Genomic DNA, 18,772 nt, shown 5'->3' with positions numbered 1-18,772 from the left:
AGGGTGCGCCGGCGGCCCGGCCCGCTTGACGATGCCCGTCGCCCCGTCGGCCGGCGTTCGCTCCGCCCCGTCGGCCGGCGTTCGCTCCGCCCTGTCGGCGTTCGCTCGTGCGGATGCGTTTGCCAGCCCCGTCGACGTTCGCCAGTGCGGATGTCGACCGCGCCGCCACTCGCCAGTGCGGATGTCAGGCAAAACACCCCCTCACACCGACATCCGCACTGGCGAACGACGCGACCATCACACCGACGCCACGGATCGCCCCCGACGCGGCCATTGCCCCGCCAGGGGATGTCCTCCCGTCCACACCGCGACGATCCCGGCGTGTGGCGGATGGAGCCTGTGCACAACGACTCTCGGAGGAACCGACGTCCCGCATCGTGGGCCCATGCGCGAACTTCCTCCGATACCCGCCGCACTCGGCGATGCCTTCTCCGTCGCCGACGCGATCGCCGCGGGCGTGCCGCGCCAGCGGCTGCTCGCCGGCGACCTCGAACGCCCATTCCGAGGCGCCCGTGTCCGCGAGGGCGCCATCCTCATCGGGGTGCCCGAACCGGTCGCCGGCCGCGCGCCATCCGATGCTCAGCTCGAGGTCGTCGATGCGATGAGGCGCATGCGCTCCCTCGCTCCGGTGATGCCGGAGCGGGCGTTCTTCCTCGGCCCCTCCGCCGCCCTGGGGTGGAACACGCCGCTGCCCGCCGCTCTGCACGGTGTGCTCTACGTCGGCACGCTCCACCCCGGAACGCCGATGCGCCGGGACGGACTCCGCAGCGTGCAGATCATGCCCCACCTGGTCGAAGTCACCGAGCACGACGGATTCCGACTCACCACGCCGGCATCGACGTGGGCGACGCTCGCGCCGTTCCTCAGCGTCCGCGACCTCGTCGTCGTCGGCGACCATATGGTGCGGCTCGAACGCATCCCGGGGACGAGTCGGCTGCGGCGCCCGCCGCTCGCGAGCATCGATGAGCTCGCGGCAGCGGCGGGTGCTGGTCGACGCGTCGGCGTCGGTAAGCTCCTCGATGCTCTCCCCCAGGTGAGAACGGGCTCCGCGTCGCGGCCCGAGACCTTCACGCGACTCATCCTCCTCGACGCCGGCCTGCCCGAACCCGAGCTGAACGCCGACATCTTCGATGAGGATGGCGAGCTCGTCGCGTGCGGTGACCTCGTCTACCGGCGCGCCCGGGTGGTCGTCGAGTTCGAGGGCGACGGCCACCGCGAGCGTGCGCAGTTCCTGCGCGACATCGATCGGTATCAACGGCTGACGGAGATCGGCTGGGAGCGAGTCCGACTCACCGGCCATCACGTCTTCAGGCAGCCCGCCGAGGTCGTCCGCAGGGTGAGCGACGCACTGCTGCGCGCGGGCATGCACTTCTGACCGCACCTCGGCGTTCGCCAGTGCGGATGTAGGTACCCCGGCGCTTCGTCAGTGCGGATGGGCGAAAAGCCGCCTTCAGGCCGACGTCCGCACGGGCGAAGCACCGCCCCGCAAGCCCCGCCGCACCGCCGCGAGCACCCACCGCGACTCGCCAGTGCGGTTGTAGACATAAAACCGCCTTCAGGCGCACATCCGCACTGGCGAATCCTGAAGAGGCCCACATCCGCACTGGCGAAGGACCGCCCCGCAAAGCCGCTGCCGCGCCGCGAGCACCCGCCGCCATTCGCCAGTGCGGATGTAGACGTAAAACCGCCTTCAAGCGCACATCCGCACTGGCGAAGCGTGAAGAGGCCCACATCCGCACTGACGAAGCACCGCGCCGCCGCCCCGACCGCCGCCCCGCCGCAACCCCCTACAGCGCCGCGACGCCGTCGCGCCCGAGCTCGCGACGCACGAACGCGGCGGCCACCTCGCGGTCGAAGCGGTCGCGCTCGCCTGCGACGCGGGCACGGTACGGCTCCTGGGCGGCGAGCGCCGCCGCGGGGTCAGCGAGCACGGCGTCGAGCGCGCCGATCGCCGCGTCGACGACGTCGGGGAGCACATCGACCTTGTGCTCCCACGGCAGCGGCACGTCGACGTCGTTCGCGCCGGCGCCGCGGCGGGCGACGAGCACGATCGCTCCCATCGCGGCGGCCTCGCGCGGCATGCGATCCTTGCCGGGGTGCGTGCCGAGATCGAGGTACACGAGCGAGGTCCGCAGCGCCTCGGCGACCTCGTCGCCCGTCATCCCCCGCAGCGGCAGCAGCTCGAGGTCGGGGCGGCGGCGTGCCAGCTCGCGCATGATGACGGCCGACTTCGCCGGGTTGTACGCGATCCGCGGCGCCCGGCCCTCGACCGACGCGGCGACGGGCGCGAGCGGCGTGTAGTCGGAGAGGATGGTCCCGACGCGGCCGAGGTGCGCGTGCACGTGGTTCCAGGCGTAGTGCGACTGGACGAGGTGCCCCGCACCGGCGAGGATCGCGTCCTCCCCCGTCCGCCATCCGCGCAGGGCTCGCTTGAGGTGACGCAGCCACAGCAGCGGGGGCCGCGACATCCGCGTGCGCTCGATCGGCAGCGTCGAGCGGCCCGCCCGCTCGATGACGAACCGCGGCGCGTAGTCGATCGACAGCCACCACACGAAGGGGCGCGCGTGCTCGAGGTCGCGCAGCAGCAGCGCCTGCGTCTCGGGCACGACGACCTCGTTGCCCTCCGCGTCGACGACGGATGGCGCCTCCGGGGCGTCGTAGTGCGCGTAGCGCTCGGCGCGCGGCGCGCCCTCCGTGCCGGGCACGGGAACGAGGAACGCCTCCCTTCCCTGCCGACGGAGGGAGTCGACGAGCTGGTGGAGCGCCTCGGGCCCGCCCGTGGCGAGCCCGCGCGGGTAGTAGACGTAGGTGGTCATGCGGCCTGACTGACGGTGGGCGACGGGATGGCTCCATCCTGCCGCCTCCCGAGGCGCGCCGAGAACGCGACGGCGACGATCGCCCCGAAGAACGGCAGCACGTGGTTGTCGCCGAGGAACGTCGTCGTGTCGAGCATGCCGTGCGCGATGACCCACGTCACCCCCACGAACACCACGAGCAGCTCGGCCGACGAGCGCGACAGCAGCTTGTCGCCGCGATTCGCGGCGATCCGGCGCACGGTCGCGATCACGGGCCAGAACGACAGCACGAGCGTGAGGATGAGCGCGATGAGGCCGGCGTCGGCCCAGGCCTGCGCGAACAGGTTGTGCGGCGGGAAGAGCTGCAGCCCGCGGCCGGGGAACGCGATGCGCCACTGCTCGACGATGGTGAGCCGCCAGTTGCCGAACCCGAGCCCCGTGAACCAGTGCTCCGGCATCTCGCGGAGCACGACGCCCCACAGGCGCCCGCGCTCGTTGAGCGTGCGGATGGTCTCGAACAGCAGACCGGGGCGCACCGCCGCCACGGCCGCGATGCCGGCGGCGCCGACGGCCGCTCCGGCCACCGCGACGAGCACCGCGAGGAGCGGCCTGCGCACCGCGACGAGCAGCAGCACGCCGAGCACGGGCAGCGCCGCGATCGCGACGATGGGAGTCTTCGACCCGGTGCCGAGCGACGCGTCGAGCGCGATCGCGCCGATGGCGGCGAAGAGCCAGACCGTGAGACGTCCGGGGCGCTGCAGCGCGCCCCACAGGTAGAGGCAGGCGACGACGGCGAGGAAGAGCGACGCGGTGTTGGCGTTGAGGAAGGTGCCGCCGGCCTTGACGACGTCGTTGACGTTCTCCGTACTGCCGAGCGCGATGAACTCGACGCCCGGTTCCGTGAACAGGCGCGCGACGGGCGATGTCAGGTACGCACGCTCGAGGTCGGGAAAGAAGCGGAAGAGCGTCACGAGCCACGCCTGCAGGAGCACGGCCGGAGCGCCGATCCGCAGCGCCGAGACGAGCCCGTCGGGCGAGACGCGGATGGTCTCCCTCGCGAGCAGGAACGTCGCGGCCAGCGCGACGGAGAGCAGCACGCCGTACGCGGCCGAGCCGACCTTGTCCGCCCACAGCACGGAGATCGTCTGCCAGACGGCGAGCGCGAGCAGCATCCACAGCCATCCGTGTCCGCCCGTGCGGCGGAAGCGCCAGAGCGCCCCCGGCAGCAGCGCCGCGGTCGCGACGAGGCCTAGCGAGGTGAACCCGAACGGCCCGAAGAACTGCAGCACGCCGAGGACGAACGCCCCGCCGAGCAGGATGCGCGCCGGCAGGCGGAACGAGAGGAAGACGATGACGGCGGCGCCGACGGCCGCGGCCGCGAGCACGAGCAGGATCTCGATCGGGGTCCGCGAATCGAGGAACGACGGTTCCGCGACGACGATCATCGGCACCCCCAGTCCCGATCGGCTCCCTCCAGGCTAACCCGCGAGCGCTCGCGCGCCGGAATCGACGTACCCGGGTTACACGGCGGGCGGTCGCGTGGAGCCGCGCACGCGGAGCGCGGCGGGGCTCACGGCGTGCACGGGCTGGTCACGCCCGGCGATGCGCTCGAGCAGCAGGCGCACCGCGGTGCGCCCCATCCCGACGCCGTCCTGGTCGATCGTCGTGAGGTCGATGCCGGGATGGCCGGCGATGTCGACGTCGTCGTAGCCCGCGACCGAGACGTCGCGCGCCCCTGCGTCGGCGAGCGCGCGCTGCGCCTCGAGGGCGAGCGTGTCGTTGCCCGCGAAGATCGCCGTGGGCGGCTCATCGGCCGCGAGCAGGCGGCGCGCGGCGTCGTAGGCGGCGTCGGCCCCCTGCCCGGACCGCGCGACGAGCGGGGCCGTGCCGAGCTCGGCGGCGATCCGCTCGTACACGCCGAGGCGTCGCCCGTGCGGAGACGTGTCGCCCGACCGGGCCGTCGCGATCGTGATGTGGCCGATGCGCCGATGGCCCAGGTCGACCAGGTGCCGGAGCAGCAGCTCGGCCCCGCCCTCGTCGTCCCCCGTGACGGTGTCGTACAGCAGCGAGTCGTCGTGGCGGCCGATCATGACGATGGGCGTCGCGGGCGCGAGCCGCTCGAGCCACTCCTGCTCCACCTCGGGCGAGATCGCGACGAGCCCGTCGACCTGTCGGTCGAGGAGGGCGTCGATGGGGCGGCGCTCCGACTTGCCGGGCGGCGTCGGCGCGACGATGAGCTGATAGGCGGTGTCCTCGACGACCTCCGTCGCGCCCGTGAGGATCTTCGCGAAGAACGGGTTCGTCAAGGCGGGCAGCTCGAAGCCGATCGTGTGGGTGGCGCCGCGGAGGGCGCGGGCACCGACGCGCGGCCGGTAGCCGAGCTCCTCGATCGCGGCGTTCACGCGCTCGCGCATCGCGGGGCTCACGCCGTAGGCGTCGCGGATGACCTTCGACACCGCGGCGCGCGAGACGCCAGCCAGGGCTGCGACGTCCTGGATGGTCGCCTGAGCGGCGGCGGTGCGCGTCACCGCCTCAGGATAACAGCGCGGCAACGATTCGTAGATCAATCTACGTAGATCGATTGACAAACGTTTCAACGCCTCCCTACAGTCGGGGATTGCCGCGCGAGGACGCGCGGCCGAGACGATGACGTTCCCCCTCAGGAGGCCCTCCGATGTCCCTTCGCCCCCCTCGCCGGCTGCTCGTCGGCGCGACCCTCGCGGGCGCCTCGGCGCTCGTCCTCGCCGGGTGCTCCGGCGGCAGCTCCTCGGACGACGGCTCCGAGATCTCGATCCTCATCGACAACGCCGAGACGACCGTCGCGACCATGGAGGCGCTTGTCGCCGCCTTCGAGGAGGCGCACCCAGAGATCCACGTCGACATCGAGACGCGCCCGCAGGGCACCGAGGGCGACAACATCGTGAAGACGCGCCTCTCGACGGGCGAGATGACCGACCTGTTCGCCTACAACACCGGGTCGCTCCTGCAGGCGCTCAACCCCGACCAGATGCTCGTCGACCTCGGCGACGAGGAGTGGGTCTCGACCCTGCAGGACAGCTTCACCCCCGTGGTGTCGACCGACGAGGGCTTCTACGGCGCCCCGCTCGGCCAGACGTCCTCCGGCGCGATCTTCTACAACAAGACGGTCTACGCCGAGCTGGGCCTCGAGGTCCCGACGACGTGGGACGAGTTCGTCGCGAACGCCGAGGCGGTGAAGGCGCAGGCGCCCGACGTCGCACCGATCATCCAGTCGTACGGCGAGACCTGGACGTCGCAGGTCCTCGTGCTCGGCGACTTCGCGAACGTCATGGCAGCCGACCCCGACTGGGCCGACGCGTACACGGCGAACGAGGCGAAGTACGTCGACGACCCCGCGTTCGCGGGCTTCCGGCACCTCGAGGAGCTCAACGCCGCCGGCCTCTTCAACGAGGACTACGCGTCGACCACCTACGACGAGGCGCTCGCGATGCTCGCCGACGGCGAGGGCGCGCACTACCCGATCCTGTCGTGGGCCATCCAGAACATCGCCGCGAACAACCCCGACGCCGTCGACGACATCGGCCTGTTCGCCATCCCCGGCGAGTCGGCCGCAGACAACGCCCTCACCGTCTGGCAGCCCGGAGCCGTGTACGTGCCGACGTCGACCGAGGGGGCGCGCCTGGAGTCGGCGAAGACGTTCCTCGCCTGGCTCACGACGCCCGAGAGCTGCGCCGTGCAGGTGGAGGCGACGGGCGTGCCCTACGGCCCGTTCGTCATCGACGGCTGCGAGCTCGGCGACGACGTGCCGCCCGTCGTGACCGACGAGGTCGCGTACTTCGACGCCGGCACGGTGCAGAACGCGCTCGAGTTCCTCTCCCCCATCAAGGGCCCGTCGCTCGAGCAGATCACGGTCGCCGTGGGATCGGGCATCACCCCCGCCACCGAGGGCGCGCAGCAGTACGACGACGACGTGACGAAGCAGGCCCAGCAGCTGGGCATCGAAGGCTGGTGACCATGGCACGCCCCCGTCGCCGGAGCATGTACCCGTCGTGGTTCTTCCTTCCGGCCGGCGTCTTCTACGTCGTCCTGTTCCTCATCCCGACGGGGGCGTCCCTCTACTTCGCCCTCACGCGATGGACGCTGTTCGACTCCGAGTTCATCGGCTTCGACAACTTCGTCGCGTTCTTCCAGGACCCCGCTCTGTCGACCGGCTTCGTCAACACCTTCGTGTTCGCCGCGGTCACGAGCGCGCTCAAGGTCGTGCTCGGGATGGCCCTGGGCCTGCTCCTGAGCGCCCAGATCATCGGCCGCGGGTTCCTGCGGAGCGTCGTGTTCTTCCCCGTGCTCGTCTCCACGATCGGGGTCGGCATCACCTTCAAGGTGCTGCTCGATCCCTTCGACGGGCTCGTCAACCGCGTCATCGAGCTCTTCGGGGCCACGGGGCCGGGATGGCTGACCGACCCGGCGCTCGCCCTCCTCTCGGTCGCGCTCGTCGACGTGTGGAAGGGCGTCGGACTCGCCGCGCTCATCTACATCGCCGGGATCGTCGCGATCCCCCAGGAGTACTCGGAGGCGGCGCGCGTCGACGGCGCGAGCGCCTGGCACCACTTCCGCCACATCACTCTGCCGCTGCTGCGGCCGGCGACGGTCACGGTCGTGCTGCTGTCGCTCATCGGAGGCCTGCGGTCGTTCGACCTCATCTGGGCGATGACGAAGGGCGGGCCGGGCTTCACGAGCGACGTCATCGCCTCGGTCATCTACAAGCAGTACCAGGCCGGCTTCTTCGGGCTCTCGACGGCCGGCAACGTCATCCTCTTCCTCGTGGTCGCGGCGATCATCTTCCCGCTGTCGGCCTGGCTCAACCGCAAGGAGACCGAGCTGTGAGCACCCGCGTCTGGCGTGTCGGCGGCGGGCTGGCCGCCATCGTCCTCTCCGTCGTCGTCTTCATCGTGCCGTTCGCGTTCATCGTTCTGACGGCGTCGAAGACGCAGCAGGAGGCCTCGCAGCTCGGCTTCACGTGGCCGACCGAGTGGGCGTTCGTCGACAACCTCGTCGCCGTCGTCGAGAACCGCGACTTCCTGCTGCTGCGGGCGTTCGCGAACAGCATCGTGCTGACGGTGGCGTCGGTGGCGATCATGGTCGTCCTCGCGGCGATGGTCGGCTACGTCCTGCAGCGGAGGTCGTCGCGGTGGAACCGTGTCGTCAACGCGCTCGTGCTGTCGGGGCTCATCATCCCGCCCGCCGTCGTCCCGACGATCTGGGTGCTGCAGTCGCTGGGCCTGTTCAAGACGCTGCCGGGACTCGTGTTCGTGCACGTCGCGTTCGGGCTCTCGTTCTGCGTGCTGCTCTTCCGGGCGTTCGTGGCGACCATCCCGCGCGAGCTCGACGAGGCGGCGACGATCGACGGGGCGGGGCCGCTGCGGCTGTTCTTCACCGTCGTCCTGCCACTGCTGAAGCCCGTCGTCATGACGGTCGTCGTCGTGCAGTCGGTGTTCGTCTTCAACGACTTCACCTACGCGCTGTACTTCCTGCCCGGAGACGAGAACGCGACCGTGCAGCTGACGCTCTTCACGTTCTCGTCGCAGGCGGTGAGCAACTGGAACCTCCTCTTCATGGACGTGCTGCTCATCACGATCCCGCCGCTCATCATGTACATCTTCTTCAACCGTCAGATCGTCGCGGGCATGACCTCTGGCGCGGTGAAGGGATGAGGGCGGACGAGATCCTCGCGCTGTCGCGCGCGGCGAGCCCCGATCCGTTCCCGCTGCGGATGGCAGCGACCGGCGATCGCGACTGGCTGTACGCCCCGGGCGGGTTCGCCAGGGGGATGCTCGACACGGTCGTCGACGACGGCTACGCGGGCGCCGTCGACGTCGGCTACGACCGCAACCAGCGGCGGGCCGCGGCGCGCGTGCGGTTCCGTGCCGCCGACGGCGGGATGGTCGAGGCCGTCGCGGACGACGGCGGCCCTGCGTGCCTCGTGGACGACGGACGCGGCTGGCTCGTCGAGCACGACGGCGGCTGGGTCGAGCCGGACAGGCGGCGCGGCGGCGAGCATCCGCCCCACCGCGATGACGAGCCGATCGCCGTGCTGCGGCCGACCCCGCTCGGCGACGACCTCCTCGATGCGGGGGCGACCGTGCTCGCGCGGCCCGTCATCCGCGCGGCGGCGCTCCCCCGGGTGCGGGTGGGCGAGTCGATCGCGGAGGCGCGGGCCGAGAGCGGGCACGAGGCGCGGGTCGAGGTCGTCCGGCGCGATCACGGCACCTGGACGACGCGGGCGCGCGTGGGCCTGCGGTACCTCGTCGTGGAGGGCGCCGACGAGGTCGTGCTGGAGGCCAATGCGCGCAGCGTGGAGCGCCCGGGGGCCTTCGCCTGCTCGGACGACGCCCTCACCCGCGTGTGGGCGGTCTCCGCGTACACGACCCGCGTGTGCGCGCAGCGCCTCGACGTCGACGGCCTCAAGCGCGACCGCATGCCGTGGGGCGGCGACCTCGCGCTCAACCTCGTGTCGCACGCCTACGCCCTGGGCGACGGCGAGGCGACCCGCGACACCCTCGACGCGCTCGGCCGACCCGACGGCTACGTCAACGGCATCGTCGACTACTCGCTGTGGTGGGTGGTGTCGCACGCCGCGCATCGCCTGCAGTTCGGCGACACCGTGCCCCTCGCGCGGCGGGCGGCCGACGTCGCCGAGCTGCTCGAGGGGCTCTCGTCGGACGTCGACGACGACGGCGTGCTGCGTCCGCGGCGGCCCACCGGCTTCCCCGGCGGGCCCGTTCTCATCGACTGGGGCGTCGAGTGGACGCCTGACCGCGACCTGTGCGCGCTGCAGGTGCTGTTCGCGTGGGCGGCACGGGCGGGAGCCGGGCTGCTCGCGCTCGCCGGCCATCCGCGCGCCGCGCACTGGTCGGGGGTCGCCGAGCGGGCGGGCGCCGTGCTGCGGGCGCGCGGATGGGATGCGGAGCGGGGGGTGTGGCGCGAGCATCTCGAGCCCGCGAGCGGCCCTTCGCCGTATCCGAACCTGCTCGCGGTGCTGGCCGGCCTGCACGACGGCATCCCGGCGAGCGTGGCCGACGCGATCGCGACGCGGCTCGACGACGTGCGGACGCCGTTCATGACGGGGTTCGCGCTCACCGCGCTCATCACGGCCGGGCGGCCCGGGGCTGCCGTCGCGCGCATCCGCGAGAAGTGGCTGCCGATGCTCGACCTCGGCGCGACGACGTTCTGGGAGGAGTTCCCGGAGGAGGGCCGCTCGCCCTACGAGATGTACGGGCGGCCGTTCGGCAAGAGCCTCTGCCACGCATGGGGTGCGGCGCCGGCTGCGCTGCTCCCCCGCGCCGTGCTCGGCATCGAACCGCTCGCGCCGGGGTGGAGCGCGGCGCGGGTGGCCCCGGCCCTCGGCGACCTCGTGTGGGCGGCCGCCGTCGTCCCCACGCCGCTCGGCGATCTCGTCGTGCACGCAGAACGTGACATCGTGACGGTGGACGTGCCCGCGGGCATGCGCGTCACAGGGCTGGGCGACGACGTCGTCGGCCCGACCCGCGTGGAGAGGCGCTTCGCCATGGAGGAAGGAACCGCATGACCGTGCACGTGACCCCCGTCCGCTTCGAGCACCTCGACGACGCGCTCGGCGTCGGAACGCCGACGCCCCGTCTCTCCTGGCGCACGACCGCCGATCCCGGATGGGCGCAGGCGGGCTGCGAGGTGGAGGTCGTGCGCGGCGGAGCGGGCCGCGTGTTCGCGGTGCCGGGCGACGAGTCGGTGCTCGTGCCGTGGCCGGATGGCCCGCTCTCCTCGCGTGAGGAGGCGGTCGTGCGCGTGCGCGTCGTCGGCGCCGACGGATCGGCGTCGGGATGGTCGGAGCCGTCAGCCGTGGAGGCGGGGCTCCTCGATCCGCTCGACTGGGAGGGCGCCGCCATCCAGCCCCCGTGGGACGATGCCGGCGACGACCGCCGGCCGCCGCTGTTCCGCCGGGCGTTCGCGCTGCCGTCGCCGGTCCGACGGGCGCGCCTGTACGCCACGGCGCACGGCGTCTACGAGCTCGAGGTCAACGGCCGACGGGTCGGGGAGGACGTGCTCAACCCGGGATGGACGGTGTACTCCGATCGGCTGCGGTACCACGCGTACGACGTGACGGAGCTGCTCGGCGAGGGCGACAACGTCGTGGGCGCCTGGATGGGCGACGGATGGTGGCGGGGGCGCCTCGGGTTCGGCGGCGGCCAGGCCGACCTGTACGGCGCCGACATCGCGCTGCTCGCGCAGCTCGAGGTCGACCTCGCCGACGGGTCGCGCGTGGTGCTCTCGACCGACGGAGGGTGGACGGCCGCGCCGTCGCCCATCCTGCGCAGCAGCCTGTACCTCGGCGAGACGTTCGACGCGGGTGCCGTGCCCGCCGGCTGGAGCTCCCCCGGGTTCGACGACGCCGGATGGCCGCCGGCGCGTGCCGCGCACATCGCGCACGGCACGCTCGTCGCGCCCGAGGGCCCCGCGGTGCGGTGCACGGAGGAGCTCGCGCCCGTGTCGGCCGAACGGCGGCCCGACGGGCGCATCCTCGTCGACTTCGGGCAGAACTTCGCGGGGCGCGTCCGGGTGCGCGCGGCGGGCGGCGTCTCGGGCGAGCTGCTCATCCGGCATGCGGAGGTGCTGCAGGAGGGCGAGCTCTACACGCGGACCCTGCGCGACGCAGTCTCGGAGGACCGCTACCTCGGCTCGGACGGGTCGATCGACTGGGAGCCGCGGTTCACGATCCACGGGTTCCGGTACGCGGAGGTGTCGGGGTACGACGGCTCGCTCGACGGCATCGAGATCACGGGACGCGTGTACCACTCCGACATGCGCCGCACGGGTTGGCTCGAGACGTCGGACGCACGCCTCGACCGCCTGCACGACAACGTGCTCTGGAGCATGCGGTCGAACTTCGTCGACGTGCCGACCGACTGCCCGCAGCGCGACGAGCGCCTCGGGTGGACGGGCGACATCCAGGTGTTCGCCGCGACGGCGACGTACCTGTACGACTGCGCGGGGTTCCTCTCGAGCTGGCTGCGCGACCTGGCGGCGGAGCAGCGGCGCGTGGGCACGGTGCCCGTGTACGTGCCGTTCATCCCCGGCGGCTTCTGGTGGACGCCGGGCCGGCCGATCGCGGCGTGGGGCGATGCGGCGGCGCTCACCCCGTGGGACCTCTGGCGCCGCTACGCCGACCGCGAGCTGCTCGCCCGCCAGTTCGCGAGCGCGCGGGCGTGGGTCGACCAGGTGGCGGGGCGCGCGGGCGCGTCGCGGCTGTGGGACGGCGACCGGCAGCTGGGCGACTGGCTCGACCCGACGGCGCCGCCGGAGGATCCGGCCGCCGCGCAGACCGACCCTGCCCTCGTGGCGACGGCGTTCCTCGCGCAGTCGGCGCGGCGTACGGGGCAGATGGCCGAGGTGCTCGGCGACGCGTCGGCGCCGGCATACGCGGCGCTGGCCGACGAGGTCGCCGCCGCGTTCCGCGCGCGGTGGTTCGACGCCGACGGGCGGCTCGCCGACCCGACGCAGACCGGGTACGCGCTCGCGATCGTCTTCGGGCTACTCGACGAGCGGATGGCCGCGGTCGCCGGTGCGGAGCTGGCGCGCCTCGTCCGCGGCAACGGCTACCGGGTCGGCGCCGGGTTCGCCGGCGTCAACCTCGTCGCCGACGCGCTCACGTCGACGGGCCATCCCGACGAGGCGTTCGCGATGCTCCTCGAGGACTCGACGCCGTCATGGCTGTCGATGGTCGACAAGGGCGCGACGACGATCTGGGAGCGGTGGGACAGCCTGCTCGACGACGGCACGGTGAACCCGGGCGAGATGACCTCGTTCAACCACTACGCCCTGGGGTCGATCGCCGACTGGATGCACCGCGAGATCGGAGGCATCTCGCCGTCTTCGCCCGGCAGCCGCACGGTGCGCATCGCCCCGCGGCCGGGTGGCGGGCTGACGTCGGCGCGGGCACGGCACGCATCCCCGTACGGCGACATCGCGGTGTCGTGGACGCTGTCGGACGGTGTCTTCGCGCTCGACGTGGAGATTCCCGTGGGAGTGACTGCCGAGGTCGTGCTGCCCTCCGGCGAGACGTCGACGGTGTCGCACGGGAGTCACGGGTTCTCGACGCCGATGCGCTGAGCGGATCGGACGGAGCACCGCCCCCTCAGCGGCCGCCAGCGGCCGCCGTCTCCGCGAGGGTCGCGTCGATGATGCGCGCCGTGGCGTCCCAGTCGTAGCCCGTCGTCGGCGGCGCGACGCGGGTCGGCGACGCGAGCGACGAGCGGATGGCCGCGGCCCACGCCTCGACGTCGTGCGCGCCCTCGACGGCGGTGCCGCGGCCGTCCGCCGTCTCGGCCACGGCCGCGCATCCGCGCCAGTACAGCACCGGGGTGCCGGTCATGACGCTCTCGAGGGCGGGCAGGCCGAACCCCTCGAGGGTCGACGGCATGACCGTGGCCGCGGCGCCCCGGTACTCGCGGGCGAGCGCGTCGTCGTCGAGCCGCGGCAGCAGGTCGACGCGCTCCGCGATGCCGCGCTCGGCGAAGAGCCGCCGCGCCTCGTCGTGCTCGGCCGCGGGGAGCAGCGCGCGCAGGCGTGCGTCGGGTACGCGGGCGAGGGCGTCGAGCACCGTGACGAGGTTCTTGTGGAAGCGCAGGTTGCCGACGTAGATGACGTACGGGTCGGGGGTCTCAGCGGGCGCGATGTCGGCGCGGAAGGCGTCGGAGCATCCGATGCCGGCGTTGACGACGCGCACCGAGTCATCCCCGAGCCACTCCTCGACGGCGCGCTTCGAGGTCTCCGAGACGGTCAGCACGACGCCCGTGCGGCGGACGACGGGGCGCACGGCGAACCGGTAGTAGGCGAGGAACTTGGCGCGACCGGGCCAGTCGCTCTCGAGCTGGATGAGGTCGTGCAGCGTGAGCAGCTGCCGCCTGGCGCGGACGAACGCGTTGTAGCCGGGTGAGTAGACGAGGTCGACGTCGGGCACGCGGCGGAGGGAGTCGAGCGGGGCGAGGTGGTCGCCGTCGAACCCGAGCGAGACCCACGGGGTGCGCAGCCGCGGGAGGACCTCGCGGGAGTAGCGCTGGATGCCGGCGATGCCGTCCCAGCGGGTGTCGATGGCGATGCGGGTCATGGGGTCCATTCTCTCGCCGCGAGGATCCGCCGACGCAGGGGGCGGGGGAGCTCGAACACGACGCGGGCGGGAGTGCGCATGACGCCCGCGTGCACGCCGATGCACACGAGGGCGATGGCGAGCGCGACGACGAGCGGCGCGATGCTGCGGACGACGGGGCGGTCGATGAGGAGGCCCCAGTGCGGCACACCGAGCGCGAGCGCTTCGAGGGCGATCCCGTGGAGGACGTAGATCGGCAGCGTGCGACGGCCGACCCAGGCGAGGGCGGAGCCGATCGGGCGGGCCCGGCAGACCCCTGCCATCAGGGCGAGCAGCAGGATGGCCGCGGCCGTGTCGCGGGGGACGGAGAGCACGGCGGCGACGTCGGCGTCGCCTCCCGCCGCGATGATGCCGCCCGCGCCGAGGTAGGTCGCGAGGGCGGCCACGATGAGCGGGAGGTGGTGGCGGCCGATACGGTCGCGCAGCCAGGCGGAGCCGTAGACGCCGATCGCGAAGAAGACGGCGTAGCGGAGGACGTTGCGGTACTGATCGCTGTCGTCGGAGACGGGAACGTAGTGGCTGCAGATCGACAGCGCGGCGAGCAGGGTGAGGATGAGGGCCGGGTCGACGCGGTGGAGTGTCGTGAGGACGGCGGTCCACACGGCGAGGGCGAAGACGTACCAGAGGAGGGTGCGCGGGAGGACGAGCTGGTTGAGGAAGGCGCCCCAGGCGATCCCCTCCCCCATGCCGATGGGGCCGGTCCAGACGTACGAGCCGATGAACCCGGCGAACAGGGCGAAGGCGAGGAGCCAGACGGCGTACAGCCAGGACGATGAGGCGACGGAGGCGCGGACGCTGCGGTCGGACCATCCGGCCCGGATGCGGCGGGCGAGGAGCATGCCGCTGAGGAGGGCGAGACCGGGCATCCGGAAGGGGGTCATGGCGTCGATGAACCACGCCCAGAAGGCGGTGGAGTCGCCTGGCTGCAGATAGCCGATGTAGGCGGAGAGGGTCGTGTGCATGAGCACGACCGCGAGCACGCAGACCCCTCGAGCCGCGTCGATCCACCCGATGCGGTCGTTCGCAGCCATGGGTTCGATCCTATGCACCGGCGGCGGGGCGGATGGCCGCGCGCCGTCCGCGGGACGGCCCCCGCGGCGGCTCAGTGCGGCGCCGCCGTGTCCATCCCGAGTCGCCCGCGCAGGGTCCGCGGTCCCGACGCGCCCCACGCCATCCCGCGTTCGGCGAGGCGCGGGGCGACCTCGTCGACCAGCACGCGCATGGCCGTCCAGCTCGCGGGCAGCGCGATGAAGCCGTCGATCGCACCGGCGTCGGCGAAGCGCGCGATGCCGTCGGCGATGGCGGTGCCATCCCCGTCGAGCGTCCAGTGTGCGCCGCCCGCGCCTCCGACCGACAGCCCGGGGAGGAACCGGACCGCGTCGGGGTCGCGCCCCGCCCGCTCCGCGGCGGCACGGAGCGCCGACCGCTGGGCGAGCGCCGCGGCGAGGTCGCCCGCCATGCCGAACACGGCGTCGGCGGCTGATCCCGCGAACGCGACGCCGGCGGGCGATCCTCCGGCCTGGAACAGCGGCGGATGGCCCGAAGCGTGCGCTTCGACGGGCAGGGGGCCGGCGACGCCATGCGCATCCGCGCGGCCGACCCCGTGCGCGAACCGACCCGATGCCCGGTCGGCGACGATCGCCCCGGCGGGATAGCTGTCCCACAGCGCGTGCACCGTCTCGACGAACCGCTGTGCCCGGTCGTAGCGCTCCTCCGAGGCCGGCGGTGCCGCGATGCCGTGGTTCTCGTGGCCTCCGAGGCTCGTGACGGCGTTCCATCCCGCTCGACCGTCGCTGATGCGGTGCAGCGACATGATGCGCCGCGCCGTGTCGTAGGGTGACGCGAACGTGGTCTGCACGGTCGGCACGAGGCCGATCCGCTGCGTCACTGCGGCGAGCGCCGACACGAGGGTGTGGGAGTCGAGCGTGCTGAACCCCGGCGAGCGGTCGAGCACGTCGGGGTCGAGGTGACCGGCATCGGGCGCGAACACGACGTCGAAGCCGGCAGCCTCCGCGTCGCGCGCGAGGTCGGCGAACGGGGCGAGCTCGAACAGCTCCTCGACGCGGCTGTCCGCGCTGCGCCATCGCTCCGCCCGCAGCCAGGTGGGCGATATCGAGATCCCGAGGGCGAGGCGTCGCGTCATCCCCTCACGCTAGAACAGCGCAAGGCGGATGCCGCCCGCCCGCTACCGCGCGAGCACCGCCGCTCCGGTCACAGCCGCGATGATCCGTTCGGCGTCGATGCCCGCGGCCGTCGACCGCCAGGCCACGACATGGTCGGGCCGGACGAGCGCGATCCGCGTGCACCCGTCGAGCGCGTCGACGCGCACGACGTCGACGGGCGCTCCCTGGGCTCGGCCCGCTTCCGCGAGCGCCTCCGCCTCGGTCAGCGCGTCGTCGATGTGCACGATCGAGAATCCGCGTCCGAGGACGTCGAACAGCGACAGTCCGTCGGCGAGCCAGCGGTGCGGCAGGCGCCGACCGGGCACGACGTCGCCGGGGCGCGATGCGTCGAGCGGATCGTCGTCCTCCCGCAGGAGAAGGGCGGACTCGCCCAGCGTGTCGAACAGCGACGTGGCCAGCCGGTCGATCTGCCGTTCGGTTCCGGCGCGCACGGCGGCGCCCCAGGCCGCGCGCACGGCCGCCCCGTTGTCGGTGTCGAGCTCGGCGCCGTCCGGCACGGCGGGCGGGCGGCCCGAGGTGTCGACCATGGCGACGTACGCCCGCCCGAGCGGCAGCCTCTCGTCGTCGAGGGCACCGAGCACGGCCGGCCCGCCCCATCCACGCAGCACGGCGTCGAGCCGCCAGGCGAGGTCGGCCGCATCGACGCTGCCGAGGTGCAGTCCGTACCCGCCCGGCGGCATCGCATGCGCGGCGTCTCCCACGAGCAGCACCCGCCCGCGCACGAGGGTGCTCGCCGTGTAGGCGTTCGCCTGCCACTCCACGAGGTCGCCGGTCCACTCGATCGGGACATCCGCCCCCACCGCCCGGCGCACGAGCTCGCGCGGCTCGCGCGGCACGTCGTCGGCGATCCGGTCGAACCTCATGGTCCACAACGAGGTCGCGTCCTGCTGCAGCAGCCCGCCCGACACGTCGGCATTGGCGAAGTTGTAGCCGTTGTGCCTGCCCTTGCCCATCGTGTGCCGCAGCAGCGCGGAGCGGAACTCGACCATCCAGCGCGTCGCGAATCCCGCGCGGCCCTCCACGCCGATGCCGGCGGTCTCGCGCACGCGGCTGCGAGCGCCATCCGCGCCGACGAGGTAGAGCGCCGAAACGCGCCTCGCGGAGCCGTCGGGCCCCTCGAGCGCGATCTCGACGCGCTCGTCGCCGTCGCTCAGCTCGCCGCGGAACCGCCATCCGAACAGGGTCTCGACCGTCGGCTCGTCGCGCACGAGGCCGCGCAGGATGGTCTCGACCAGCCACGAGGGGGCGTTCTGCGGCATCTCGGCCGCGTACGACAGGAAGTCGAGGTGCGCGCCGGTGGGCGCGTACTCCCCCACGAGGTGCCCGGCGAGCCTCGTCGTGAGGATGTTCGACTTGGGCCATCCGGGCTGCAGCGGGGCGACGTCCTTGAGGATGGCGGCCACGCCGAGTCGCCGGAGGTGCTCCATCATCCGAGCGCTGAGACCCCCCGCCCGCACGCCCGGCAGCGGCGCGAGGCCCCGGTCGACGAGGATCGTGCGGATGCCGCGCCGGCCGAGGTCGAGCGCGAGGGCGAGCCCCGTCGGCCCGGCGCCGACGACGATGACCTCGACGTCGTCCGCGGCGGTCACTCGCCGGCCTCGATGAGGGCGTAGGCCTCGTCGACGAGCGAGCCGTCGAACAGCGATGCGTCGGCGTCGACCCCGTCTTGCGCGAGCGTGGCGAGCGTCTTGTCGACGAGCTCCTCTGGCATGGCGAGCACCTGCACGTCGTCGGATGGCCGGATGTAGTCGTTCGTGAGCGTCGCCTGCTCGAGCTGCTGCACGGCGTCGAGGTCGAGGTCCGCCCCCGGGCCCTCGAGCACGACGTCGACGGCCGCCTGCGGGTCGTCGATCACGCTCAGCCACCCCCGGATCTCGGCGGCGAGGTACCGCACGATCGCCGAGCGCCGCTCGGGATCATCGAGATCGGCGGTCGCGACGGTGTAGGTGAGGTCCATCGAATCACGTCCGAAGTCGCTGAGCTCGAGCACCACCGGCTGCTCCCCCGCGAGTTCGAGCGCTACCCCCTGGTTGGTCGCGAGCCCCGAGATCGCGTCGACCTGGCCGCTCACGAGCGGGGCGGCATCCCCCTGGATCGGGACGATCTCGACATCGGCCGCGTCGACGCCGGCCGACGCGAGCCATGCCGTGAAGCTGGCGGTCGACGCCGCCGTGACGCCCACGGAGCGGCCCACCAGGTCGGCGGGAGCCTCGATCGGGTCGTCTGCGAGCGAGATCACTGCGGACGGGCTCGTCTGGTACACGGCGCCGACGATCGTGAGCGGCGCGCCCTCGGCGACGGCGTGGGCGGTGTTCGCGGGGTTGCTCAGCCCGATGTCGGCCGTGCCCTGCACGACGAGCGGCTCGACGTTGACACCGGGCCCGCCCGGGGTGCTCGTCACGGTGAGCTGCTCGTCTTCGTAGAACCCGGACGCCTCGGCGACGAAGCCGCCCGCGAACTGCACGTTGTTCACCCAGCGGTTCTGGACGGCGAGCGCGGCGGGCGCCGTCTCGGTCGCGGCTCCCTCCGCCGTCGTCTCGGCGGCTGCGCACGAGGCGAGCAGCAGGGCGGATGCGGCGAGGGCGGTGGGAGCGAGCAGGAGGCGGAAAGAGGGCATGGCGATTCCTTCGGGGTGG

General features: G+C 72.8%; 14 protein-coding genes. 6 read left to right on the top strand and 8 right to left on the bottom strand.

Annotated features, from left to right (window positions below; all coding sequences use genetic code 11):
- Window positions 1-385 precede the first annotated feature (385 nt).
- Window positions 386-1,375: an endonuclease domain-containing protein gene (locus tag ACWGPF_RS06540; protein ID WP_452332060.1), complete on the top strand. Its 990-nt coding sequence runs from the start codon at window positions 386-388 to the stop codon at window positions 1,373-1,375.
- 412 nt (window positions 1,376-1,787) lie between these two features.
- On the opposite strand, the gene ACWGPF_RS06535 is transcribed toward ACWGPF_RS06540, so the two are convergent.
- From ACWGPF_RS06535 to ACWGPF_RS06525, 3 genes are all read right to left on the bottom strand, one after another.
- Window positions 1,788-2,816, bottom strand: coding sequence for a hypothetical protein (locus ACWGPF_RS06535; RefSeq protein ID WP_452332059.1), 1,029 nt, complete (start codon window positions 2,814-2,816; stop codon window positions 1,788-1,790).
- Window positions 2,813-4,240 (bottom strand): O-antigen ligase family protein, encoded by a 1,428-nt coding sequence (locus ACWGPF_RS06530; protein WP_452332058.1) that lies wholly within the window; start codon window positions 4,238-4,240, stop codon window positions 2,813-2,815. Before ACWGPF_RS06530 ends, ACWGPF_RS06535 begins: the two co-directional genes overlap by 4 nt.
- 75 nt (window positions 4,241-4,315) lie before the next feature.
- Complete coding sequence (locus ACWGPF_RS06525) at window positions 4,316-5,323, bottom strand: LacI family DNA-binding transcriptional regulator (protein ID WP_452332057.1); 1,008 nt, start codon at window positions 5,321-5,323, stop codon at window positions 4,316-4,318.
- Window positions 5,324-5,469: 146 nt separating this feature from the next.
- Here ACWGPF_RS06525 and ACWGPF_RS06520 point away from each other — a divergent pair, with 146 nt between their 5' ends.
- From ACWGPF_RS06520 to ACWGPF_RS06500, 5 genes are read left to right on the top strand one after another with little or no spacing between them, the layout of a single operon-like run.
- Complete coding sequence (locus ACWGPF_RS06520) at window positions 5,470-6,786, top strand: ABC transporter substrate-binding protein (protein ID WP_452332056.1); 1,317 nt, start codon at window positions 5,470-5,472, stop codon at window positions 6,784-6,786.
- Window positions 6,787-6,788: 2 nt separating this feature from the next.
- Window positions 6,789-7,658 (top strand): carbohydrate ABC transporter permease, encoded by an 870-nt coding sequence (locus ACWGPF_RS06515; protein ID WP_452332055.1) that lies wholly within the window; start codon window positions 6,789-6,791, stop codon window positions 7,656-7,658.
- Window positions 7,655-8,485, top strand: a complete 831-nt coding sequence (locus ACWGPF_RS06510; RefSeq protein ID WP_452332054.1) for a carbohydrate ABC transporter permease — start codon at window positions 7,655-7,657, stop codon at window positions 8,483-8,485. The genes ACWGPF_RS06515 and ACWGPF_RS06510 overlap by 4 nt, the downstream gene beginning before the upstream one ends.
- A complete protein-coding gene (locus tag ACWGPF_RS06505) occupies window positions 8,482-10,359 on the top strand; it encodes an alpha-L-rhamnosidase-related protein (RefSeq protein ID WP_452332053.1) in 1,878 nt (625 codons plus the stop codon). Before ACWGPF_RS06510 ends, ACWGPF_RS06505 begins: the two co-directional genes overlap by 4 nt.
- The gene (locus ACWGPF_RS06500; RefSeq protein ID WP_452332052.1) at window positions 10,356-12,917 is read left to right on the top strand and encodes a glycoside hydrolase family 78 protein; all 2,562 of its coding nucleotides are present in this window, start codon (window positions 10,356-10,358) and stop codon (window positions 12,915-12,917) included. Before ACWGPF_RS06505 ends, ACWGPF_RS06500 begins: the two co-directional genes overlap by 4 nt.
- Window positions 12,918-12,942: 25 nt before the next feature.
- On the opposite strand, the gene ACWGPF_RS06495 is transcribed toward ACWGPF_RS06500, so the two are convergent.
- From ACWGPF_RS06495 to ACWGPF_RS06475, 5 genes are all read right to left on the bottom strand, one after another.
- A complete protein-coding gene (locus ACWGPF_RS06495; protein WP_452332051.1) occupies window positions 12,943-13,914 on the bottom strand; it encodes a glycosyltransferase family 4 protein in 972 nt (323 codons plus the stop codon).
- Window positions 13,911-14,984: an acyltransferase family protein gene (locus tag ACWGPF_RS06490; RefSeq protein ID WP_452332050.1), complete on the bottom strand. Its 1,074-nt coding sequence runs from the start codon at window positions 14,982-14,984 to the stop codon at window positions 13,911-13,913. Before ACWGPF_RS06490 ends, ACWGPF_RS06495 begins: the two co-directional genes overlap by 4 nt.
- Before the next feature lie 71 nt (window positions 14,985-15,055).
- Window positions 15,056-16,096 carry an LLM class flavin-dependent oxidoreductase gene (locus ACWGPF_RS06485; RefSeq protein ID WP_452332049.1) on the bottom strand — a complete coding sequence of 347 codons (1,041 nt, stop codon included), beginning with the start codon at window positions 16,094-16,096 and terminating at the stop codon, window positions 15,056-15,058.
- Between the two features lie 42 nt (window positions 16,097-16,138).
- Window positions 16,139-17,725, bottom strand: a complete 1,587-nt coding sequence (locus ACWGPF_RS06480; RefSeq protein ID WP_452332048.1) for an FAD-dependent monooxygenase — start codon at window positions 17,723-17,725, stop codon at window positions 16,139-16,141.
- A complete protein-coding gene (locus ACWGPF_RS06475; protein ID WP_452332047.1) occupies window positions 17,722-18,753 on the bottom strand; it encodes an ABC transporter substrate-binding protein in 1,032 nt (343 codons plus the stop codon). The genes ACWGPF_RS06480 and ACWGPF_RS06475 overlap by 4 nt, the downstream gene beginning before the upstream one ends.
- Between the last annotated feature and the right edge of the window lie 19 nt (window positions 18,754-18,772).

The sequence above is a fragment of the Microbacterium sp. NPDC055683 genome (assembly GCF_053617895.1).
This window is presented reverse-complemented; position numbering and strand designations above follow the sequence as displayed.